The 21237-nt window shown below is 65.3% G+C and carries 20 protein-coding genes; 7 read left to right on the top strand and 13 right to left on the bottom strand.

Annotation, left to right across the window (positions count from 1 at the left end):
* Window positions 1-3 precede the first annotated feature (3 nt).
* Genes AC1MEM_RS14640 through AC1MEM_RS14630 form a run of 3 tightly spaced genes read left to right on the top strand, consistent with a single transcriptional unit; the run spans window position 4 to window position 2709 of the window.
* Window positions 4-975 carry a hydroxyacid dehydrogenase gene (locus AC1MEM_RS14640; RefSeq protein ID WP_499471579.1) on the top strand — a complete coding sequence of 324 codons (972 nt, stop codon included), beginning with the start codon at window positions 4-6 and terminating at the stop codon, window positions 973-975.
* On the top strand, window positions 948-1952 hold the full coding sequence (locus AC1MEM_RS14635) for an Ldh family oxidoreductase (protein ID WP_499471577.1): 1005 nt from the start codon (window positions 948-950) through the stop codon (window positions 1950-1952). The genes AC1MEM_RS14640 and AC1MEM_RS14635 overlap by 28 nt, the downstream gene beginning before the upstream one ends.
* Window positions 1953-1968: 16 nt before the next feature.
* Window positions 1969-2709 (top strand): sulfite exporter TauE/SafE family protein, encoded by a 741-nt coding sequence (locus AC1MEM_RS14630; RefSeq protein WP_499471575.1) that lies wholly within the window; start codon window positions 1969-1971, stop codon window positions 2707-2709.
* A 417-nt stretch (window positions 2710-3126) separates the two neighbouring features.
* On the opposite strand, the gene AC1MEM_RS14625 is transcribed toward AC1MEM_RS14630, so the two are convergent.
* Together AC1MEM_RS14625 and AC1MEM_RS14620 are read right to left on the bottom strand one after the other, a co-directional pair.
* Complete coding sequence (locus tag AC1MEM_RS14625; protein ID WP_499471573.1) at window positions 3127-4458, bottom strand: dicarboxylate/amino acid:cation symporter; 1332 nt, start codon at window positions 4456-4458, stop codon at window positions 3127-3129.
* A 196-nt stretch (window positions 4459-4654) separates the two neighbouring features.
* On the bottom strand, window positions 4655-5674 hold the full coding sequence (locus AC1MEM_RS14620; protein ID WP_499471571.1) for a YeiH family protein: 1020 nt from the start codon (window positions 5672-5674) through the stop codon (window positions 4655-4657).
* Window positions 5675-5776: 102 nt separating this feature from the next.
* Here AC1MEM_RS14620 and AC1MEM_RS14615 point away from each other — a divergent pair, with 102 nt between their 5' ends.
* The 4 genes from AC1MEM_RS14615 (at window position 5777) to sorB (ending at window position 9551) form a co-directional block, all read left to right on the top strand.
* Window positions 5777-6715, top strand: a complete 939-nt coding sequence (locus tag AC1MEM_RS14615; RefSeq protein ID WP_499471569.1) for a LysR family transcriptional regulator — start codon at window positions 5777-5779, stop codon at window positions 6713-6715.
* Window positions 6716-6764: 49 nt separating this feature from the next.
* Window positions 6765-7511: a GntR family transcriptional regulator gene (locus tag AC1MEM_RS14610; RefSeq protein ID WP_499471567.1), complete on the top strand. Its 747-nt coding sequence runs from the start codon at window positions 6765-6767 to the stop codon at window positions 7509-7511.
* Between the two features lie 139 nt (window positions 7512-7650).
* Window positions 7651-8889: a SorA family sulfite dehydrogenase catalytic subunit gene (gene sorA / locus AC1MEM_RS14605; protein WP_499471565.1), complete on the top strand. Its 1239-nt coding sequence runs from the start codon at window positions 7651-7653 to the stop codon at window positions 8887-8889.
* Between the two features lie 11 nt (window positions 8890-8900).
* On the top strand, window positions 8901-9551 hold the full coding sequence (gene sorB / locus AC1MEM_RS14600; protein ID WP_499471563.1) for a SorB family sulfite dehydrogenase c-type cytochrome subunit: 651 nt from the start codon (window positions 8901-8903) through the stop codon (window positions 9549-9551).
* 685 nt (window positions 9552-10236) lie between these two features.
* Here sorB and AC1MEM_RS14595 read toward each other — a convergent pair.
* The 11 genes from AC1MEM_RS14595 to AC1MEM_RS14545 all read right to left on the bottom strand — a co-directional run bounded on the left by AC1MEM_RS14595 (window position 10237) and on the right by AC1MEM_RS14545 (window position 21226).
* Complete coding sequence (locus tag AC1MEM_RS14595; RefSeq protein WP_499471561.1) at window positions 10237-11034, bottom strand: FRG domain-containing protein; 798 nt, start codon at window positions 11032-11034, stop codon at window positions 10237-10239.
* 65 nt (window positions 11035-11099) lie between these two features.
* Window positions 11100-12182, bottom strand: a complete 1083-nt coding sequence (locus AC1MEM_RS14590; protein WP_499471559.1) for a porin — start codon at window positions 12180-12182, stop codon at window positions 11100-11102.
* A gap of 157 nt (window positions 12183-12339) precedes the next feature.
* Window positions 12340-13293, bottom strand: a complete 954-nt coding sequence (locus AC1MEM_RS14585) for a PDR/VanB family oxidoreductase (protein WP_499471557.1) — start codon at window positions 13291-13293, stop codon at window positions 12340-12342.
* Window positions 13294-13309: 16 nt separating this feature from the next.
* The gene (locus tag AC1MEM_RS14580; RefSeq protein ID WP_499471555.1) at window positions 13310-14332 is read right to left on the bottom strand and encodes a Rieske 2Fe-2S domain-containing protein; all 1023 of its coding nucleotides are present in this window, start codon (window positions 14330-14332) and stop codon (window positions 13310-13312) included.
* 17 nt (window positions 14333-14349) lie between these two features.
* Window positions 14350-14577 carry a recombinase-like helix-turn-helix domain-containing protein gene (locus tag AC1MEM_RS14575; protein ID WP_499471554.1) on the bottom strand — a complete coding sequence of 76 codons (228 nt, stop codon included), beginning with the start codon at window positions 14575-14577 and terminating at the stop codon, window positions 14350-14352.
* A gap of 34 nt (window positions 14578-14611) precedes the next feature.
* Complete coding sequence (locus tag AC1MEM_RS14570) at window positions 14612-15580, bottom strand: VOC family protein (protein WP_499471552.1); 969 nt, start codon at window positions 15578-15580, stop codon at window positions 14612-14614.
* A complete protein-coding gene (locus tag AC1MEM_RS14565; RefSeq protein WP_499471550.1) occupies window positions 15577-17073 on the bottom strand; it encodes an aldehyde dehydrogenase in 1497 nt (498 codons plus the stop codon). The genes AC1MEM_RS14570 and AC1MEM_RS14565 overlap by 4 nt, the downstream gene beginning before the upstream one ends.
* A 7-nt stretch (window positions 17074-17080) precedes the next feature.
* On the bottom strand, window positions 17081-17881 hold the full coding sequence (locus AC1MEM_RS14560; RefSeq protein WP_499471548.1) for an aspartate dehydrogenase: 801 nt from the start codon (window positions 17879-17881) through the stop codon (window positions 17081-17083).
* A gap of 10 nt (window positions 17882-17891) precedes the next feature.
* Window positions 17892-19580: a thiamine pyrophosphate-binding protein gene (locus AC1MEM_RS14555; RefSeq protein ID WP_499471546.1), complete on the bottom strand. Its 1689-nt coding sequence runs from the start codon at window positions 19578-19580 to the stop codon at window positions 17892-17894.
* The gene (locus AC1MEM_RS14550; RefSeq protein ID WP_499471544.1) at window positions 19573-20376 is read right to left on the bottom strand and encodes an SDR family oxidoreductase; all 804 of its coding nucleotides are present in this window, start codon (window positions 20374-20376) and stop codon (window positions 19573-19575) included. Before AC1MEM_RS14550 ends, AC1MEM_RS14555 begins: the two co-directional genes overlap by 8 nt.
* A gap of 13 nt (window positions 20377-20389) precedes the next feature.
* Window positions 20390-21226 (bottom strand): IclR family transcriptional regulator, encoded by an 837-nt coding sequence (locus AC1MEM_RS14545; RefSeq protein ID WP_499471542.1) that lies wholly within the window; start codon window positions 21224-21226, stop codon window positions 20390-20392.
* Window positions 21227-21237: the final 11 nt, after the last annotated feature.

Raw genomic sequence — 21237 nt, 5'->3', positions numbered from 1 at the left:
GACATGCACATCATCATTTGTGAATTCATGGACGAGGCCTCGGTGGACACACTGCGCCGGCGCTTCGACCTGACCTACGACCCAACCCTGGTCGACCGCCGCGACGAACTGCTGGCCAAGCTCGCGGGTGTCGATGCCCTGGTGGTGCGCAACCGCACCCGTGTCGACGCCGAGTTGCTGGCCGCGGCGCCGGCCCTGCAGGTGGTCGGCCGCCTCGGCGTCGGGCTCGACAACATCGACGTCGATGCCTGCGCGGCGCGCAAGGTGGCAGTGATTCCCGCCACCGGCGCGAATGCGCTGGCGGTGGCCGAATACGTCATCGCCACCACCATGCTGCTGCTGCGCGGCGCCTACACCTGCAACGCCGAGATGGGCGCGGGGCTGTGGCCACGCCCGCGCCTGTCGGAAGGGCGCGAGACCGGCGGCAAGACGCTGGGGCTGATCGGCTTCGGCGCGATCGGCCGGCTGACGGCCAGACTGGCCCAGGGGCTCGGCATGCAGGTCATCGCCTACGACCCGATGCTGACGGCCGACGCGCCCGCGTGGCGCGAGCTCGGTGTCGCCTGCGCCTCGCTCGAGAACCTGCTGCGCACGGCCGACGCGGTCAGCCTGCACGTGCCGCTCACAGCCGACACACGCGGCCTGATGGACGCACGCCGCCTTGCGCTGATGAAGCCGGACGCGGTGCTGATCAACACGGCGCGTGGCGGCATCGTTGACGAGGCCGCACTGGCCGCCGCCCTGCGCGGCGGGCGCCTCGGCGGGGCCGCGCTCGACGTGTTCGACCAGGAACCGCTGGGCGCCGGCTCGGCACTGGCGGACGTCCCGAACCTGGTGCTGACACCACACATCGGCGGCGTGACGCGCGAATCGAACGAGCGGGTCAGTTCGCTCATCGCCGACAAGATCGCCGAATTCCTCCTCGCCACCCCATCCACGGAGCAGTCATGCCCAGACTTAGCATTGAACAGTTGACCCGGCTCGCCGTCACCGCGCTCGAGCGCGCGGGTGCGGGCCCGGAAATGGCGGCCGTAACGGCGGCCGCGCTGGTGTCGGCCGAAGCGCAGGGACTCGCCTCACACGGCCTGTCACGTGTGGCGCAGTACGCCGGCCACTTGCGCCACGGCCGCGTCAACGGCGCCGCCGAGCCGCGCCTGCAGCAGTCGCGGCCAGCCGCGCTGCTGGTGGACGCGCAGGAAGGACTGGCATTCCCCGCCTGCGCACTGGCCGTGCGCGAAGCCGTCAAGGCGGCGTCGGCCTGCGGCGCAGCGTTCGCCGGCGTCACCAATAGCCACCATTTCGGCATGGCGGCCGAGCACCTGATGCCCGTCGCCGCGGCGGGTATGGTCGGCCTCGCGTTCGGCAATTCGCCGGCAGCGATGCCGGCGTGGGGCGGACGGCGTGCGCTGTTCGGTACCAATCCGATTGCCGCCGTGTTCCCGCGCCGCGGCGCACCGCCCCTGGTGATCGACCTGTCGCTGTCGGAAGTCGCGCGCGGCAAATTAATGGTCGCCGCCAAGGAAGGCAAGCCGATTCCGCAAGGCTGGGCGCTCGACAAGGACGGCAACCCGACCAGCGACCCCAAAGCCGGCCTGGAAGGCATGATGCTCCCGGCCGGCGGCGTCAAAGGCGCGATGCTGGCACTGGTCGTCGAGCTGCTGTGCTGCGCGCTGACCGGCGCCGCCTTCGGCTTCGAGGCCGATTCCTTCTTCACCGAGGAAGGCAACCGGCCGCGTATCGGCCAGGCCTTCCTGGTAGTCGATCCGGGCGCGCTGGCGGGCAACGAGGTGTTCTACGAACGCATCGAAACATTGGTGGGGGCGATGCTGGCGGACGCCGACGTCCGCCTGCCCGGCCAGCGCCGGCAAGCGCTCGCCAGCGTCGCCGCGCACGACGGCATCGAGATTTCGGCCGCCCTCGCAGAGCAGCTCGAAGCGCTGGCGCGCGCTTAGCGCAGGCGGCGCCCACATGCTGGCAATCGAGCTCGAAACGGCCGTGCTGGTGGGAGCGGTCGTGGTCCTCGCTTACACGGTGTTCGGCCTGACCGGCTTCGGCTCGTCAATTACGGCGATGCCGCTGCTGGTCCAGCTGATTCCCCTGCACACCGCGGTCGCCATGATGCTCATTTTCGACCTGGCGGGCGGCCTGCTGCTGGGCCTCAAGAACCGGCGCGTGGTCGAGCGCCGCGAATTGCTGCGCCTGGTGCCGATGATGTTGGTCGGCATGGGAATCGGCATCGTGCTGCTCGTGAATGCGCCGGAGCGGCTGCTGCTGCTGACCCTCGGTGGCTTTATCCTGGCGTATTCCGCGTGGAGTTTGCTGTTCAATCCCCGCCTGGAGATCATCCGCGGCGCCTGGGCGGTGCCGCTCGGGATCATCGGCGGTGTGTTCACGGCCTTGTTCGGCACGGGCGGGCCCATCTATACGATCTATCTTGCGCGGCGCTTGCCGGACAAGCTGGTGCTGCGCGCGACGATCAGCTCCCTCATCTTCATCAGCGGACTGTCACGCCTGGTGCTCTTCACCGGCGCCGGCCTGTACCGCGAGCATAGCCTCCTCCTGCTGGCGGCGGTGCTGCTGCCGTTCGCGCTCGGTGGGCTCTATCTTGGCAACCACCTGCACGGAAAGCTCGCCCCTGCCCGCGTGGTGCAGGTGATCTGGGTGATCCTGATCGGCGGCGGCGCCAGCCTCGTTCTGCGCAACTGGTAGCTTTCTGCCGAGGACGCGATCCTCGCTGCAGGGTCGGCCGCGCTCCCCTGCCTTCTCTTGCTTCAAACGGCATGCCCTCGCCAACAGGAGGCACTTCTGCGGGCAGCGTCCCTGCTGCCGTTTGCACCTGACTGGCTTTATCCTGGAAACCGCCTGCACGGGAAGCTCGCCCCTTGCTGGGTAATGCAGGTGATCCGCGAGCTCCTGCACGGCAGGGGCGCCAGCTTCGTCCTGCACTACTGCCAGCTTTCCTGCGCAAGGACTTCGTGCTCGCTGCGGGGCCGGTTATGCTGCCCTACCCGCCCGTTGCCCCGATGCCCAGGACGTAAAAAAACTCCGGGAACGGCTGTGGCCGCGCCCGGAGTCATACGGCTTGTCGTGTGCGTACGACTGTGGTCGATGCAGCGCAAGCTCGTTTCAGGAGCCGGCCCGGGCCACCAGGTGCGGCGCCAGGACTGGCAATGCGGGCGACGCTTCCGGTTCGGCCAAGTCCGCCTGCTCACCGTCGAGCACACGACGCGCCTGCGCCAGGTCGATCTCCCCTTCCCAGCGCGCCACCGCCACCGTCGCCACCGCATTGCCAACGAGGTTAGTCAGCGCGCGGATCTCGTTCATCAGGCGATCGATGCCGATCACCAGCGCGATGCCAGCCACGGGCAGCAGGTTTGTCGACGACAGCGTTGCGGCCAGCGCCACCAGCGCCGCGCCCGCAACGCCGGCACCGCCCTTCGAGGTCAGCAGCAGGATCGCCAGCAGCCCCAGTTGCTGCCACAGACTGAGATCGATGTTGAGCGCCTGGGCAATGAAAATCGAGGTCATCGTCAGGTAGATCGCCGCGCCGTCAAGGTTAAACGAATAGCCGGTCGGAACCACCAGCCCGACCACCGAACGCGAAATCCCCAGGCGTTCGAGCTTTTGCATCAGCTGGGGCAGTACCGATTCGGTACTTGCGGTGCCGAGCACGATGAACATTTCTTCCTTCAGGTATTTGATCAGCTTCCAGAGCGAGATCCCGGCCATGCGCGCCACCGAGCCGAGCACGAGCCCAACAAACAGGAGCGTGGTCGCGTAGTAGCAGACGATCAGCAGCGACAACTGCTGCAGCGTGCCGATGCCGAATTTGCCGACGGTGAAGGCCATTGCGCCGAAGGCACCCAGCGGGGCAAGCTTCATGACGATACCCACCACGCCGAGCAGGATTTTTCCGAACTCGTCGATGACCTCACGCGCCTTCTGGCCGCGATCGCCCAGCGCAGACAGGCTGATACCGAACAGCATCGAGAACAGGAGCACCTGTAACAGGTTGTTTTTGGCGAAGGCGTCCACAACCGACGAGGGGATGATCGCCACGATGAACTGCATGGTGGTTTGCGGCTGCGCCTTTTGCGCGATCTGAGCCACCGCCCCGCTATCCAGGCTGGCAAGGTCGGCGTTGATGCCGGCGCCAGGCTGCACAATGTTGGCAACCAACATACCGAGGATCAAGGCCAGCGTGGTAACAACTTCGAAATACAGGATGGCCTTGCCGCCGACGCGACCAACTTTCTTGAGGCTTTCCATGCCAGCAATGCCCGACACGATCGTGCAGAAAATGACAGGGGTGATAACCATCTTGATGGCGTTGATAAACGCGTCCCCGAGGGGCTTGAGATCGGCGCCAACTTTGGGATAAAAGTGGCCGACTGCGATCCCGGCCACGAGTGCAATCACCACCTGGAAATACAAACTACGATGCAACGGCTTCTTCATCTTTGCTCCTCCACGCCCTAAGGGCTAGTTAGTTCCCGTGCGGTTCAAAGCCATCTGATGATCCACCATAGCGGTGGGCACTGAGAATCGAAAATAAGCGCTGAAACACAGCTTCACGTTGGATTTCCTGTCGGTTTTCGGCACCTCATCAAACATATCATATGGATGATCGACTGCAAAAAAATAAGCTTTATCCTCAGAGGATCATGTGGACGATACGGTTGATAGCGTAGCCACCCACCAGCAGGAAGGCGAACAAGACGGCCGCCAGGAGGATCGGCCTGAGGCCGGCCTGGCGAATCGCGCCGACGTGGGTGCGCAAGCCCAGCGCACCCATCGCCATTGCGAGGAGCACGGTGTCGATTTGGACGATCGCGCTGACCACGGGCGCCGGCAGCAACTGCAGCGAGTTGAAACCACTGGCAGCGATGAACAGCACGGCGAACCAGGGAATCATGATCGGGCGTTTTCCAGTCTCATGCTCGCTGATCCCGATGCGGCTGCTCAGGATCACCAGGAAGGGCGCCAGCATCATTACCCGCATCATCTTCTCGATCACAGCGGCGGAAGCGGCCTGTTCGCTCACCGCCTTGCCCGCCACCACGACCTGCGCCACTTCGTGGATGGTGGAACCAACATAGAGGCCGTACGCCTGCTCCGACAGCGCCAGGTAGGGATACAGCAGCGGATACAGGAACATGCCAACCGTGCCGAAAATGACCACCGTGGCTACTGCCACGGATACCTTGTTGGCCTGTCCTCGCACCACAGGTTCGGTCGCCATGACTGCGGCGGCGCCACAGATCGCGCTGCCGGCGCCGATCAGCATCGAGGTCTGGCGGTCGAGGCCGAATACCCGTGTACCGAGCTGCACTGCAACGGTGAACGTGGTGGCGATCACCAGTATGTCGACCAGCACGCCGGCCCAGCCGATGTCGCCGATCTGCTGGAAGGTGATGCGAAAGCCGTACAGGACGATCCCCAGGCGCAGAAGACGCGCCTTGGAAAAATCGACACCCGGGGCACAGGCCGGGGCGATGCGCATAAAGATCGTATTGCCAAGCAAGATGCCGAGCACGATGGCAATGGTGAGCGGGCTGGCGCCCCACTGCGCGACGGCCGGCAGCGAGGCGACCAGCATCGACGCTGCGGCGATCGCACCGACAAGCGCCAGCCCGGGGGCGTACTGGTTCGCGAAGGATGGGGAAACGGTCATGTTGTTTTCTTTCTGGAATCGGGTACGGCCAGACTACCGCTGTGGCAAGCACATTGAAAACGAGTTATATTGATATAATCGATCAGTAAAATTGATATACAAATGCTGCGTACCACACTCAGGCAAACCGAGGTATTCGTCGCCATCGCCCAGAAGGGCAGCGTGACCCAGGCAGCCGCAGCGGTCGGGATCACCCAGTCGGCCGCGAGCATGGCCTTGGCCGACTATGAAAACCAGCTGGGGACCAAGTTGTTCGATCGGGTTGGAAAGCGCCTGGTGCTGAACGCGGATGGGCGGTCGCTGTATGCAAAAGCGGTGGAAATGATCGATCGCGCCCACGAGATGGAAATGCTGTTCACGGAAAGCGGCCGCGCCGTCGACCTGCGGCTGGGCGCGAGCTCCACCATCGGCAACTACCTGTTGCCACAGCTGATAGGCGGATTTCGCGCATTGCGGCCCGGCAGTCGCTTCCAGCTCGACGTCGGCAACACCGGGCACGTCATCAATGCCGTGCGCCACTTCGAAATCGACATCGGCTTCGTCGAAGGGCCGTGCCAGAGCATCGACATCGACGCCATCTTCTGGCAGGCGGACGAACTGGCGATCTGCTGCGCGCCTGGTCACGCGCTGGCCTTGCCGGGCGCGGTCACGGTCGATGCCTTGCGCTCGGCCGACTGGATCCTGCGCGAAAAAGGGTCGGGTACGCGCGAAGTGGTCGAGCAAATGCTGATGAGCCAACTGGGCGACATTCGCCTCAGCATGGAGCTGGGCGGGACCGAGGCCATCAAGCGTGCGGTCGAGAGCGGGATGGGGATTTCCTGTCTGCCCAGGATTGCATTGACGGGCGCTGTGGAACGGGGCAACCTCATTGCCCTCGACACACCGTTCCTGAAGTTGACGCGCGCTTTCCACATTCTGCTGCACAGGGACAAACACCGTTCCGAGCCGATCCTCAGCCTGCTCAGGTGGTGCCAGGACAAGGCCCACCAGCGTTATGCGGCCGGAATTCAATTAGGTGATCTGTATGTATCTGAGCCATGACAGGCGAGAATTTGCTATCATGTAGCCACGATTATCCCTGACTCATTTTATGCAACAACTCTTTCGTTCTGACATGCCCCACGGTGCGCCCCTTTATCAAGAGGTCAAGCACAAGCTGATGGAGTCGCTGCGCGATGGCGAGTGGAAGGCGGGCGAGATGATTCCGGCCGAAAAACGACTGTGCGAACGCTTTGGCGTCAGTGTAGGAACCCTGCGCAAGGCCGTCGATGAGCTGGCCGCCGAAAATATCCTGATGCGCCATCAGGGGCGCGGCACCTTCGTCACTTCCCACAGCCAGGACCGCTATATGTTCGGCTTCTTCCATATCTGTGGCAAGGACGGTAAAAAGGAATATCCAAAGGTGGAATTCGTCAGCCTGGCGCTGGGAAAGGCTGACGCCGACAGCGCAAGGCGACTCGGCATTCGCACCGGTGCCAAGGTGTATCGCATCATTAATCGGCTCAGCCTTGCGGGGAAACCGGTGATCGTCGACGACATCATGCTGCCCGAACGGTTTTTCAGCGACCTGGCCGAGGTCCACGTGCGCGAACGACGCACGACGCTCTATCAGCTCTACCAGGACAGTTTCGGGGTGGCCGTGCTGCGCACCGAGGAACGTCTGGAGGCACAGGGCGCGAACGGGGAAGTGGCCGCCCTGCTCGGGCTCGAACAAGGTACTCCGCTGCTGCACATTATCCGGCGCGCCATGACCTTTCGTGACGAAGTGGTGGAGTTGCGTCACTCTTACGTTTTGACCAGCAATCACGAATACTTTGTCGATAATCCCTTGTCATGACACACCAGGATGTCGGCCAGCTTGCCCGTATCGATGGAAGTCGATGAGCGCGCGGATGATGGCAAGGCGGTGCTGACGAGCGTACGAAAAGCCGGCAAGCTGCGGCACAGGTAGTCCAACCATAAGAACGGAGACCAGTATGACCAAGCTTCCCCCGGCGCCAGAGCGTCGTGCTTTCCTGCGCAAGGCCGGCGCGCTCGGCGCCGTTGGCGCCTTCGGCAACCCGGTCCTGGACGCACTGGCGGCCGAACCGGGCCAACTGACCCTGCCCTTCGCCAACGGCGCGCGCTCGCTGGTGGCTTACCCCCAGAAGCGCCCGCTGATCCTGCTGACCGCGCGTCCGCCCCAGCTCGAGACCCCCTTCGGCGTCTTCAACGAAGGCGTGATCACGCCCAACGACGCGTTCTTCGTGCGCTACCACTGGGCCGGCATCCCCACCTCGATCGACGCGCAGACCTATCGCCTGCACGTCGGCGGCAACGTCAACACGCCGCTCGAACTGTCGCTGGCCGACCTGAAGCAGCTGGCCGACGGCGTCGAACTGGTCGCCGTCAACCAGTGCTCAGGCAATAGCCGCGGGTTCTCGACGCCGCGCGTCAACGGTGGCCAACTGGCCAATGGCGCGATGGGCAATGCGCGCTGGACCGGGGTCCCCCTGAGTAAGGTGCTGGAAAAGGCCGGTGTCAGGGCCGGATCGGTTCAAGTGGCATTCAACGGCCTGGACAAACCTCCTGTCGGCGACGGCCCGGACTTCATGAAGGCGCTCGACATCGACCACGCGCTCGACGGCGAGGTCATGCTGGCCTGGCAGATGAATGGCGCCGACCTGCCGGTCCTGAACGGCTACCCGCTGCGCCTGGTAGTGCCCGGTTACTACGGCACCTACTGGGTCAAGCACTTGTCCGACATTACCGTTACGGACAAGGTATTCGACGGCTTCTGGATGAGTGCCGCCTACCGCATCCCGGCCAACCCCTGTGCCTGCACCGAGCCCGGCAAGCCGGCCGCGAAAACGGTGCCGATCGGCCGCTTCAATGTGCGCTCCTTCATCACCAGCCTGGCCGATGGTGCCCAGGTGCCGCGCGGGCGCCAGACCGTGGTGCGCGGCATCGCCTTTGATGGCGGCCAAGGCATCGCCGAGGTCGCCTTCTCCGCCGACGGCGGCAAGACCTGGCAGGCGGCCCGGCTGGGCAAGGACCTGGGCCGCTATTCTTTCCGCGAATGGAGCACGGCCTTCACGCCGTCGCGCAAGGGCGAGCACCAGTTGCTGGTGCGCGCCACTAACCGCATCGGCCAGGGCCAGCCGACCACCGCCCTGTGGAATGCGCCCGGCTACATGCGCAATGTGGTCGAATCCGTACGCGTCGTTGCGGTATGAGGAGCCGTGCGATGAAACCATTCCTGCTGTCTCTGCTGCTGGGTACCGCCGTTCCCGCATTCGCCACCGAGATCCGGCTGCCGCCGGAAACGGCCCAGTTCAAGCCCAGCACCCTGCCCGGCTACGCGCTGGTGCAGCGCAACTGCATGACCTGCCACTCGGTGCACTACGTTCAGACCCAGCCGGCTACGTCACCGCGCAGCTACTGGGAAGCCACCGTCAAGAAGATGAAGCACCCCTTTGGTGCCCAATTCGACGACACCGACATCCCGGCCATGGTCGATTACCTCGTCAAGGTCTACGGCGCCGAGCAGGGCGGCGCGGACACGGTGGCGTCCATCGTACCCGCGTCGACGCACAGCCCGGCGGCGGCCCGGCCGGCTTCCGGGCCCGCGAAAACGGGCGGAGCAATGCTCGATGCCAAGGCGCTGCTCGCGGCCAACAACTGCCTGTCCTGCCATGCGGTCGACAAGACCGTCGTCGGCCCGGGCTACAAGGCGGTCGCGGCCAGGTATGCCGGTACCGCAGGTGACGAGGCGGCGCTGGCGAAGAGCATCCGCGGCGGCGGCGCAGGCAAGTGGGGGCCGGTGCCGATGCCGCCCTACGACCAGCTGAGCGAGGAACAGGCGCGCAGCCTGGCGCGCTACGTGCTATCGCAGTAAGGCCGGCAGCCGGTCCCGGCCGGAGGAGGCGCAATCGTGGAGGACATTCGCGGCACCGTTTCGATCTGTACGGGGCCCCGTTTGACGTCCATTCGGTAGTGCGGGTCCGCGTGGGAGATCCACCCCGGAAAGGGAGATGCGATTTCACGCCTGTGGCGGCAAACGCACCTGGAGTCCACCTGGCCGCGAATCCTGCTGGGCAGGAAGGTGAACTTCGAAACGGGGACGGAGCACGCGTTGCGCTTCGCCTGCGGCCGGCTCGGCCTGTCCCCCCAACGACCCTCCCGGCTGCGGCAGCGATTGAAATTCGTACAAGCCAACCGTGTTTCAAAAGGCCGGCCAAGCCTTCTACACAGGCTCGATCGCCAGCGCTATCCCTGCCTCATGCCAATGCGCCTGATGCGTACCGCAGACCTGCCTGCGGTTAGCCGGTTTGCAGCGTCATCGCAAAATTTACTTTGGGAACCCTCACTCCCACTCGATCATCAATGGCTGAGCCAATCCCTTGATTCTATTCGTGCTTCCAGCACGGAAGCTGAACCATACCATTGGTGATACCATCATCGGTGAACAGGAACGGTCCAGTGAAAAGCCCATCGAAGCACCGTGCCCACTCGACCGGGTTAACCGTCGAGTCAAGGCTGGATGCCGCATACCTGTGTGCCAGCGGTTTCATGACTGGCACTCAGGCCTGGTCACCGGTTGCAAGACCAGCGGCGCCCGCCCAGATGACCTCCAGCTCCATGCCGATCGAACGTGCCAGCCCATCGAGGTCGGGGAACAGCGTGGCGTTCGTGATGTTCATGCGATAGAGCGCCTTCATCGCTTCCTCGCGCACAGAGAGTGGCAGAACGATTTTCTGCAGCAAGGTGTCGGCCCCCTCGTAGTACCGCAGGATCCCGTCCAAGGGTTTGTCCAGCATGCCAGGGACTACCAGCGTGCCGGATTGCGCCACCAGCCGGCGGTCCATCTCGGTCGGCTCACCGGTCCAGATGATTGCATTCGTGTTGGGCAGGAAAACCCGGCCAAAATTATCCGGCTGGCGCGGATCGATGCTGTTGCGGTCCATGTCGGGCTGGCCGTGCGGCACCGCAACCCACAAGCGCGGCGTATTCAATGCATAGACGGCGGCGTCATCGGTTGCCCGCTCCAGCGCGAAGAATGCCGCCACAAACGGCGATTTCGTGAAGTCCAGCAAACGGGTTGGTGCGCCGTGGTGCTGCATCAGTGCCAGACAGCGCAGCGCATTGTCCAGCACCGTGGGATCGCCGAGGTAATTGTGCGCCTTGCGCCGGAAGATGCGGATCGCCCTTTCCTCGCGCTGACGCCAGCTGGCCTGGTCCGGGATGTAGGCGTGCAGGTAGCGCGCCAGGGAAGTCAGCAGCGGCCAGCGCGCATCCTGTTGCCCACGAAAAGCCCAGCCGTCCAGCTCGGCGCTGAGCGACATGAAGTCGTTCCATGTAGTAACGTGCACTTCTTTCATTGCTTCCCTATCGCAGCACAGACGGTCGACGTCGTTGCAGGAAGTCTAGCACCGGCGCGGCCCGATCAGAACGAGTGGTGCAGGCCGGCCGTCGTCACCAGCTGCTTGTCGTCGGACGAGGCGCCCGTATTGTTCTGGAAAGCCCTGGTTGCCGAACCGCCCGCCTTCTGGTACGCCGCCTGGATGTAGAACTCGGTGCGCTTCGAGAAGGCATACACATTGCTGACGCTGACCTGGTTGTAGCGCGCATCCTCCAGGCGGGTATGGGTGTACCCGAGGTTAAGAGTGGTCTGGGGTGCGTAACGGAAGGCTGCGCCAAGGTCCACATTCCTTTGCTCGAAGCCAGGAGCGGCCGGCAGCTCGACGCGGCTCTGGGTGTAGAGCGCATTCAGGCGCAAGTTGCCGACGGTGTAGCCGGCGCCGCCCGCCCAGGTCGTCAGGGTGTCGAACACGGTCGTCGCGTTGCCCAGCCCGAGGGTGGTCAGGAAGCCTCCTGCGTAACCGGCAGTGCGATCGTTCTGGCGGCTGTAAGCAAGGGCCAGCCGCAGTGGACCTTTCGTGTAGTTGGCACCCGCACTCAGGTTGCGGTTCGTGCTGGAGCTCCCCGGCTGCTCGCCCAGCCCGGCCATCGCGCTCACCGTCACGCCACCGAAGGCCGGCGAGGTGTAGCGCACCGAATTATTGAATTGGTAGGTGTTCGCCACTGTATCCAGGTTCCCCGGGTGGAACAGGTAGAAATTGGTCAGCTGGAAGCCGTTGCTCAGCTTGCCCGCGTAGTCGAATACGATGTCAGGCATATTGCCCAGCGTGACGGTGCCGAGATTGCCCGACAGCCCGACGACGCTGGCTCGGTTGAACAGCCGGCCTGCGTTGGTCTGGCTGCCGGTGTCGGTGGAAAACCCGCCCTCGAGCTGGAAGAACGCCTTCATGCCACCGCCCAGGTCTTCCGTACCGCGGAATCCGATGCGGTCCGGCTGCATCGTGCCCTGGTCGACCCGCGTCACTGAACTACCGCCCAGGTCATTGATATAGGCCACGCCGGCGTCCAGGCTGCCGTACACGGTGACGCTGCTTTGGGCCTGGGCGCTGCCCGCAAGAGCGCAGCCGAGTGCTGCATGGACTGCCATGGTGGTCAGGTGCTTTTTCATTCGAACTCCCCTTTTTCTAACGGCATTTGCCGTGTTTCATTAATAAAACAGTGGTTCAGGTGTGATTCGGGCACAAAAAAAACCGGACCCAGGCTGGTCAGGTTTTTCACGTAATACGGCCGGGCAAGGCGTCTCGTTTCCTCGCCCGGCTGCGGAGTTAGAGGTCGAGCACCAAGCGGCGGCTCTTGCATCCGGACACGCATACCATCATCGTCTTGCCGGACTCGCGCTCGGCCTTGGTGAACACGCCGTCGCGATGCTCCGGCATGCCGTCCAGCACGGTGGTCTCGCAGGAGCCGCACACGCCTTCCCGGCAGCTGTGATCGACATTCACGCCCGCTTCGAGCAGCGCGTCGAGCAGCGATTTCCCGGCCGGGACCAGCACCAGCTTCTGCGAGCGCGCCAGCTGGCATTCGTACTCGCTGCCCTGCATCGCAACCACCGGTTCGGCCGGCGCGAAGCGCTCGACATGCACATTCGGCAGGCCCAGCTCGGCACAGCTGCCCTCGAAAGCAATGAGCATCGGCGTCGGGCCGCAGCAATAAAAATGCGCCTGCGCCGATTTGCCGGCAAGGTAGGCGCGCAGGTCGGGCGGGCCGCCCGCTTCGTCGTTGAAGTGGGTCTGCACGCCGGCCTCGCCCAGCAGCGCATCGACGAAGGCGGCTTCGGTCCGGCTGCGCGCGCAGTACAGCAATTCGACCGACTTGCCCAGGCGGCGCAGTTCATTGAGCATGCCGTAGATCGGCGTGATGCCGATGCCGCCGGCGATCAGGACCGTGTGCGGCGCCCCTTCCTCCAGCGGGAAGTTGTTGCGCGGCGCGCCGATCGTGATCGTGGAGCCGACCCGCAGTTGTTCGTGCACGTAGCGCGATCCGCCCCGGCTGTTGCGGTCATGCAGGACGCCGATCACATAGCGGTGGCGCTCCTGCGGCGAATTCCACAGCGAGTAGCTGCGCACCACACCGTTCGGCAGGTGCAGGTCGATATGGGCGCCGGCGGCGAACGGCGGCAGCGCGTCGCCCTGGGGCGACACCAGCTCGACGCTGACGATGCCGCTGGCTTCGAAGCGCATGGCCTGCACGCGCACGGCGATCTGTTGGCTGTTGCTCATGACGGTACTCCGGTAATCAGGCCGCGGTTTCGGCGGCGGCAAGCTGGGCCTTGGCCAGGGCGCGCAGGTGGCGGCGCAGGCGCACGATGCCCATGTCGTGCTGGTACAGCATTTCGCGCTGGTTGGCGTCCGGCTCCATCGCTTCCAGGATCGCACGGTCCTGTTCCAGCACGTGCCAGTGGCGCGCCTCCAGCCGGTTCTTGTACAGGAAGCGCCAGGTGTCGCGCTGCCAGCCTTCGACCTTGCGCACACGCCAGAAGAAGATGGCGGTGACGCCTTCTTCCATCGGCGCATAGCCGCCGATGATGATGAAGTTGCCGCCCGGGCCGCCCGTCTTCGGGTAGGGAATTTCGAGGCGCATCCACTGGATGCCGGTCTCGCCGTACTCGGTCCAGTCGAAGTTCACGCCGCGCTGGCCTTCTTTCTCGAACACGAAGCCATGGTCGGTGTCGCGCACGCGGAAGGCGGCGGTCGATTCGCCCTCGGCCATCGAATGCGACTGCTTGTGGAGAAACGTGCCGTGCATCGGATCGAGCACGTTGTCGAGCGCATAGCGGTAGTCGCCGTTCCATTCGGCGTAGCACAGGAAGTTCGAGTACGCCGGGTCGGTCAGTTCCGGCGGCAGGTTCAGCGGCGGCGCTTCGGCCAACTCCTTGCTCGCGTTGTAGAGGAAGATGGCGCCGGCCGCTTCCTGCACGTGGAAGGAGCGGGTCGCCTTGGCGCCTTCGAGCTTGCAGCCCGGGCTGCCCGGCACGCTGGTGACCACGCCGTCGAAGCGCACCTGCACGCCGTGGTAGCCGCAGGCGATGCGGTCGCCCAGCACGATGCCGAGCGACAGCGGTGCCCCGCGGTGCGGGCAGTGGTCTTCCAGCGCATGCAGGGTACCGTTGGCTTCGCGCCAGAGCACGATTTTTTTACCGAGGCGCCGCAGCGACACGGGTTTGTCGGCCACGAAGCCCGAAGGGCAGATCGGGTACCACAGGTCGGTCAGGCCGGCTGCGAGGACGGCGTCGATTGGGTCATTGGCTTGGGTTCTCATCACGATGTCCTTTTCAATCAGCATTCGGCAGCCAGGCGCGCGATCTCGGCCTGGTACGACTGTTCGGTCCATTCGCCGCCGCCCGGGTAGTTCGGGCCCGTGCGGTTCAGGTGCGCCACCAGGGCGGCGAGTTCGGTGATGCCGGACGCGAAAGCGCGTTCGATCGAGTCGCCCAGCAGGTCTTCCCAGGACGTCGGCGCGCGGCGGCGGGTTTGATGGGCATTCAGGTAGCGTTGTGCTTGCATGATGTTCTGCTCCGGATTCTGATTCTGTTGGGGGTCAGGATTTCGTTTTTTCGGTCAGGAACTTGCCTTCGGGGGCCTTGGCGTTGCGCTGGCGGCGCGTATGGCCGTCCAGTCCGCCGTCGATCGCCCACTCGGCAAACACGGTCGGTCCCGGCTCGAATTCGCGCGCCTCCCACTGCTCGTCGAGCTGGTCTTCGTCGGCGTAGTACTCGATCAGGCCGCCGGCCGGATTGCGGAAGTACCAGAAATAGGCCGAGGAGATCGGATGCCGGCCCGGTCCGAGCTGGGTGTCCCAGCCCTGGCGCGAGATGTGCATGCCGCCGCCGAACACTTCGTGGATGTCGCGCACCGTGAAGGCCACGTGGTTGAGGCCCACTTTCAGGTCCGGCGTCTGCAGCAGGAACAGGTCGTGGTGCCCGCCGACGTTGGCGCAGCGCAGGAAGGCGCCGCGGCCCGGGTAGCGGTCGGACGGCACGAAGCCGAAGTGACGGCAATAGAAGTCCTCGCAGGCCTGCACATCCTTCACGAAGAACACCACGTGGCCGACCTCGACCGGCTCGGCGCGCTCGTAGGCCGGGCTGCGCTGGTTCATGCGCGGGCGGTTCGACCAGGTGTTCATCTGGGCGCACTCGACCTCGACATCGTGCTTGCGCGTTACCTGGAAGCGCACCGCCAGGCCGTTCGGATCGGTACAGCCGATGCGGTCCGGCGTGTCCACGGGATGCGGCAGTGCGCGCACGATGCCGCGGAAGCGCTCCAGCACTTCCTGCGAAGCGACGCCCCAGACGACTTCGCGCAGGGTCGGTCCGGCTTCGATCGCCGGCGGCAGCGCCGGGTCGTCGATGGCGCGCACGATCACGCGGCAACCGTTCATGCATTCGAATACCAGCGCGCTGCCGCTCTCGTCGACCAGCTTCAGGCCCCAGTCCGTAAAGAAGATCTTGCAGGCCGGCAGGTCGTCCGCGCCGTAGGTGATTTCGTCGATACCAAGTACGTCCATCATTTCGCTCCATGCGCCCACGGCAGTGGCATGTCGTTCATGCCCCAGTAGACGCTTTTCTGTTCCATGTATTGCAGGATTCCCAGCCGTCCCTTCTCGCGTCCGAGGCCGCTGTCGCGCCAGCCGCCGAACGGCGTCGAGATCGAGAACTGCTTGTAGGTGTTGATCCACACATTGCCGGCCTGCACCGCGCGCGCATAGCGCCACGCCTTCTTGTAATCCTGCGTCCAGATGCCGGCCGCCAGCGCGTACACGCTGTCGTTGGCCTGCGCGATCAGGTCTTCCTCATCCTCGAAGGGCATCGCCACCAGCACCGGCCCGAAGATCTCTTCCTGGCAGATGCGCATGTCGTTACGCACGTCCTCGATGATCGTGGGCAGGTAGTAATTGCCCTTCTCGAACTCTACTCCCGGCGGCCGCATGCCGCCGGTGCGCAGGCGCCCTCCTTCGGACACGCCGAGCGCGACATAGGATTCGATGCTGTCGCGGTGGCGCGCGGTAATCAGGGGTCCCATCTGGGTGCGCTCGTCGGCCGGGTCGCCGACGCGCAGCGCAGCGGCGCCCTGGGCCAGGCGCTCCATGAAGCTGTCGTAGATGCTGTGCGCCACGAACAGGCGCGAACCGGCGATGCAGGATTCGCCCGAGGAGCTGAAAATCCCGTACAGCACCCCGGCCACCGCATGCTCGATGTCGGCGTCCTCGAACACGATGGTCGGCGACTTGCCGCCCAGTTCCAGCGAGACCGGCATCATCTTGTCCGCGGCGATATGGGCGATGTGCTTGCCGGTGCTGGTGCCGCCGGTGAACGATACCCTGCGCACCAGCGGGTGCAGGGTGATGGCGTCGCCGATCACCGAGCCCTTGCCCGGCAGGACACTGACCATGCCCGCCGGCACACCGGCCTCCTCGCAGATGCGGGCCAGTTCCAGCGCCAGCAGCGGGGTCACCTCGGCCGGTTTCACCACCACGGCGTTGCCGGCCGCGAGCGCCGGCGCCAGTTTCTGCGCTTCGCTGGCGATCGGCGAATTCCACGGCGTGATCGCGGCCACCACGCCCATCGGCTCGTACACGCTCATGGTGAGATTGTCGCCACGCGCCGGAGTGATGGTTTCTTCCAGGGTCTCGCAGGCGGCGGCGAAGAACTGGAAGGTCGCGGCGGCGCTGGCCACCAGGTTGCGCGTCTCCGTGATCGGCTTGCCGTTGTCGAGGCGCTGCAGCTGGGCCAGGTCCTCACCGCGCTCGCGGATCAGCTGCGCCACCCTGTACATCACGGCGGCGCGCTCATGCGGCTTGCGCTGGGCCCAGCCGCTGGTGCGGAAGGCATGGTCGGCGCCCGCTATCGCTTCCTGCACGTCGGCCAGGCTGGCCGCATTCAGCCAGGCCACCGGTTCGCCGGTAGCGGGATACAGCGTGGCGTAGCGGTCGCCGCCGCCCAGGCGCCACTGGCCCGCAACGCAGATCTCCTGCGTGATGCTCGGATCGAATGTTCTTGTCATGATGCCCTCAGATCGACAGTGCATGTGCGCGGTTGTTCAGGGCGCGCACGACACTGAACACGGTCAGCGCCGAAGTTTTCGGATTGGCCGCCAGCGGCTTGCCGCGCATGGTCAATTCAAAATTGCCGAACGCGCCCTTGGCTTCCACGTGGTGCACGTTTTCGGTAGCGTGTGGATCGGCCAGCAAACGCACCCGGGTGTGGTCCAGGCCGAGGCCCGCCAGCGACAGGGTGGCGGCCACGTTCGCGTTCTTCGGATACAGTCGCGCCGCTTCACGCGCCGAGCCTTCGAAGATCACCACCGCCTCGGTAAGGGCGTCGAGGTCGAACAGCCCCTCCGCCGGCGTATCCTTCCACGCCCCGGCCGGCTTGCGGCCGGTGTACACGACCGAGTCGAGGCCGCCGATGCGTGCCGCAGCCAGCGCGTCGATGGCGCCGATCGCACCCGACAGCAGCTGCACCTGGGTCTTGCCGCGCTGCGCCGCCTGTTCGAGTTTCTCGGCCAGGCCCTCTTCCGACAGGGCGCCCACCGAGACCACCATGCAGGGGATCCCGCTTTCGAGCGCCGGGATGATGTGCTCTTCGATGGCGCGGTGGCCCGCGCATTCGATCAGCAGGTCCGGGCGCGAACCGTTCAGGCCCACCCCTACCCTGGCCAGCGGCGCCAGGCGGCGGACGGTGGCGCCGGCGTTCTCCAGCGCGTTTTCCGGCACCACCACGAGGTCGAACACGACTTCCGGATCGCTCTTGAGCAGCTCCATCACGCCCACGCCAATCGCGCCGCAACCAATCATCGATACGTGCAACATAGGATTCCCCTCAAGCGGTGGCCAAAGCGGCTTCAGGCACGGCGTTCTTGACCGGCGGACCCGCGAACGCGGTCTTGAAACTGCCGATGGACAGCATGTCGATCTCCAGCAGGAAGGGTCCGGGCTCGGCCAATGCCCGCTCCAGGGCCGCGCCGGCGTCGGCCAGGCTGGACACCCGCGCATGGCGCAGCTGCAAGGACTGCGACAGCAGCGCGTAGTCCGGCGTATGCAGGTCGACGTAATGGCGGCGGCCGCCATACTGCACGTCCTGGATGTTCTTGATCACGCCATAGCCCTTGTCGTTCATCAGCACGATCACCATGTCGGCCTTTTCCTGCACCGCGGTGGCGAGTTCGCCCAGGTTCAGGATGAAGCCGCCGTCGCCGGCCAGGCAGAAGGTCTTCTTGCTAGAAGCGCTGACGGCGGCACCCACGGCCGCGCCGATGCCCATGGCCAGTCCCTGTCCGATGCCGCCGCCGAGCGCATGCACGCCGGCCAGCGGATCGAAGATGCGCAGGTAGCGGTTGCCCCAGGTGGAGTTCGACACCGTCACGTCGCGCACCCAGTTGAAGCTGCGTCCGGCCGCCTCCTGCAACTCTTCGACCAGCGCGCTGTAGGGCCCGAGGCCGTCGACCAGGCCGGCGACTGCGCTGTCGCGCGCCTTCTGCAAGTCCTTCATGAAAGCCGGATCGATTTTCATTTTTCCTTCGAGCCGGTCCGCAAGCCCTTCCAGCGCCAGTTCGGCGTCGCCGCAGACGAAATGATCGCTCTTGTAGCAGCGGCCCTCGGCGGCCGGGTCGGCATCGATCCGGTACAGGGGACGCGGCAGTTTCAGTTCGTACTTCAGCGTTTCGTTGCCGCGCAGGCGGGACCCGACCACCACCATCGCATCGCAGCCCTGGTAGAACTGCTCGACCGGCTTGTGCAGGTTGAAGGCGCCCAGCGATTGCGGATGGTCTTCCGGCACCACGCCGCGGCCCTGGGTGGTCGTGACCACGCCGAAGCCCATCGCCAGCAGGCGCTGCACCTGTTTCGACGCACCGCGGCTGCCGCCGCCCAGCCACAGCATCGGGCGCCGGGCCTGCGCCAGTTGCTGCGCCAGCGCGTCGAGCGCATGCGCGGGCGGCTCGTTGCGCGCAATCGGCAAGGGCCGCAGGTCTCCCGGCGCGTCGATCAGCGCGGCCTGGATGTCGATCGGGATCTCGACGCTGACGGGACCCATCGGCGGGGTCAGCGCGATCTGCACGGCCTGTTTCACGGTGCTCAGCGCCGTATCCACGCTGCGGATGCGGAAGGCCGCTTTCGACACCGCTTTCAGCATCGTCAGCTGGTCCGGCGCCTCGTGGATATACGACAGGCTCTGGTCCAGGTAGGGCGTTTCGATCTGGCCGGTCAGGTGCAACAGCGGCGTGCCGGCGGTCAGGGCTTCGACCATGGCGCCGGACGCGTTGCCGGCGGCGGTGCCGGTGCTGGTCAGGCAGACACCGAGGCTGCCGGTGGTGCGGGCATAGGCATCGGCCATGTTGGCACCGCCCGCTTCGCCGCGCGCCGGCACGAAGCGGATCCGGCCACGCTCGCCGAACGCATCCAGGATCGGCATGTTGTGGATCGAGATGACGCCGAACGCCGCCTTCACGCCGCACTCTTCGAGGAAAGCCGCGATCGCGCAGCCGACGGTAATTTTGGGGGTATTAAACATGACGGGAAAGTCCTCCGGAGACATCGATATGGCTGCCTGTTGTGTATGAGGAAAGCGGCGACGCCAGGAACAGGATGGCGCGTGCTGCTTCCTCGGGAAGGCCGAGACGGCCCAGCTGGATCTGTTTTTTGCGCGCCAGGCTGGCGCTCCACTGGCCCCAGTCCTGGGCGCGCTCCGCGTCGGGCCGGGCTTCGAAACGGCGGCGCCACTGGCCCGATTCGACCAGGCCGATCAGGATGCCGTTGACGCGCACGCGGCTCGGCGCAAACTCGGTGGCCAGCGAGCGCACCAGGTTATGGACCCCTGCGCGGGCGGCGGAGGTGGCGACCATGTGCGGCTCGGGCTGCACGGCAAGCAGGGAATTGACGCAAACGATCGCGGCATCCGGCCGGCTTTGCAGTTGCGCCAGGAAGGCACGGGTCGGACGCAGGATCGAGAAGAATTTCAGCTGCAGCTCTTCCAGCCAGGCCTCGTCGGTGGTGTCGGCGAAGGTCGACACGCGCCCCTGCCCGGCATTGTTGACCAGGATCGTGGCGGCGCCCAGTTCAGCGTCGACACGGGCGGCGAAGGCGGCCACCTGGTCCGGGTCGAGCACGTCGCAGCGCTGTGCAAGCAGCCGCCCTTGCGGGAAGCGCTGGCGCAGTTGGGCCACGGCGCGTTCGAGGCGGTCGCCATCCCGGCCGCACAGGGCGACATCGGCGCCGGCTTCCAGCAGCAGCTCCACGGTGGCGTAGCCGATGCCGGAAGAACCGCCAGTCACGACGGCCACGCGGCCGCCAAGATCGGTCATGCGCATGATGGGCTCCTCCTCAGCGCTGCCACAGGTTGACGACCTGGGCGGTTTCGGTGGGTGCGTGATCCAGCAGCCGCGACAGCTCGTCGGCCGCCGCGCGCACGCGGGCCACCACGAAGTCCAGCTTGTCGGCGGCGATGCGCGGTTCGGGGATGGTGGCGCCGAGGGCCGCGACCACCTTGCCGCTGTGGTCGCGCACCGGCGCCGCCACGGTCGAGATGCCGCGCTCGAAGAAACCCTCTTCCAGCACATAACCGCGCTCGCGGTCGCGCTGCACCATGTTGAACAGGTCCAGCACCGTGTGCGGCGTGTTCTCGCTGTACACCTTCAGGTGCTCTTCCGGATAGAGTTCGCGCAGCTGCGGCAGGCTCATGTCCATCAGGAGCACGCGGCCGAGCACGGTGGCATGCACCGGCAGGCGGGTGCCGACGTTGACCGTGCTGGTGAACGGCGCTGCGGTCGACGACTTGGACACGTAGATGATCGAGCGGCCATCGCGCACCACGAGATTGGTCGAGTACTGGAGCTCGTCGCGCAGGCGTTCCAGCAGCGGCCGGCCGATCTCGGTCAGTTCCAGCGATGCCAGGTACTCGAAGCCGAGGCGCAGGACCGACATGCCGAGACGGTAGTCGCGGCCACCGGGGTTACGCTCGACAAAGCCCATCCGTTCGAGCGTGGTCAGGAGGCGGAACACGGTGGAACGCGGCACGTCCAGACGCTTGGCCAGTTCCGGTGCCGAAAGGTTCTTTTCCTGCCTGCTGAATTCGCACAGCAGGCGCAGGCCGCGCTCGAGACCGGGTACAGTGTATTTGTCCGCGCTGTCGTCGTCGGCTTGTTCAGGCTTGTTGCTCATAGTCGTCTCGT

The sequence above is a fragment of the Telluria sp. AIW5 genome (assembly GCF_056680575.1).
The sequence above is the reverse complement of the archived record's forward strand: the minus strand, read 5'-3'. Positions and strand labels throughout refer to the sequence as shown.

Coding starts and splice junctions, on each gene's coding strand:
- AC1MEM_RS14565 (WP_499471550.1), bottom strand. CDS start 17,073: ATGACAAGAACATTCGATCCGAGCATCACGCAGGAGATCTGCGTTGCG.
- AC1MEM_RS14590 (WP_499471559.1), bottom strand. CDS start 12,182: ATGAAAAAGCACCTGACCACCATGGCAGTCCATGCAGCACTCGGCTGC.
- sorA (WP_499471565.1), top strand. CDS start 7,651: ATGACCAAGCTTCCCCCGGCGCCAGAGCGTCGTGCTTTCCTGCGCAAG.
- AC1MEM_RS14545 (WP_499471542.1), bottom strand. CDS start 21,226: ATGAGCAACAAGCCTGAACAAGCCGACGACGACAGCGCGGACAAATAC.
- AC1MEM_RS14555 (WP_499471546.1), bottom strand. CDS start 19,580: ATGTTTAATACCCCCAAAATTACCGTCGGCTGCGCGATCGCGGCTTTC.
- AC1MEM_RS14630 (WP_499471575.1), top strand. CDS start 1,969: ATGCTGGCAATCGAGCTCGAAACGGCCGTGCTGGTGGGAGCGGTCGTG.
- AC1MEM_RS14560 (WP_499471548.1), bottom strand. CDS start 17,881: ATGTTGCACGTATCGATGATTGGTTGCGGCGCGATTGGCGTGGGCGTG.
- AC1MEM_RS14550 (WP_499471544.1), bottom strand. CDS start 20,376: ATGCGCATGACCGATCTTGGCGGCCGCGTGGCCGTCGTGACTGGCGGT.
- AC1MEM_RS14640 (WP_499471579.1), top strand. CDS start 4: ATGCACATCATCATTTGTGAATTCATGGACGAGGCCTCGGTGGACACA.
- AC1MEM_RS14620 (WP_499471571.1), bottom strand. CDS start 5,674: ATGACCGTTTCCCCATCCTTCGCGAACCAGTACGCCCCCGGGCTGGCG.
- sorB (WP_499471563.1), top strand. CDS start 8,901: ATGAAACCATTCCTGCTGTCTCTGCTGCTGGGTACCGCCGTTCCCGCA.
- AC1MEM_RS14635 (WP_499471577.1), top strand. CDS start 948: ATGCCCAGACTTAGCATTGAACAGTTGACCCGGCTCGCCGTCACCGCG.
- AC1MEM_RS14580 (WP_499471555.1), bottom strand. CDS start 14,332: ATGAGAACCCAAGCCAATGACCCAATCGACGCCGTCCTCGCAGCCGGC.
- AC1MEM_RS14595 (WP_499471561.1), bottom strand. CDS start 11,034: ATGAAAGAAGTGCACGTTACTACATGGAACGACTTCATGTCGCTCAGC.
- AC1MEM_RS14570 (WP_499471552.1), bottom strand. CDS start 15,580: ATGATGGACGTACTTGGTATCGACGAAATCACCTACGGCGCGGACGAC.
- AC1MEM_RS14575 (WP_499471554.1), bottom strand. CDS start 14,577: ATGCAAGCACAACGCTACCTGAATGCCCATCAAACCCGCCGCCGCGCG.
- AC1MEM_RS14625 (WP_499471573.1), bottom strand. CDS start 4,458: ATGAAGAAGCCGTTGCATCGTAGTTTGTATTTCCAGGTGGTGATTGCA.
- AC1MEM_RS14610 (WP_499471567.1), top strand. CDS start 6,765: ATGCAACAACTCTTTCGTTCTGACATGCCCCACGGTGCGCCCCTTTAT.
- AC1MEM_RS14615 (WP_499471569.1), top strand. CDS start 5,777: ATGCTGCGTACCACACTCAGGCAAACCGAGGTATTCGTCGCCATCGCC.
- AC1MEM_RS14585 (WP_499471557.1), bottom strand. CDS start 13,293: ATGAGCAACAGCCAACAGATCGCCGTGCGCGTGCAGGCCATGCGCTTC.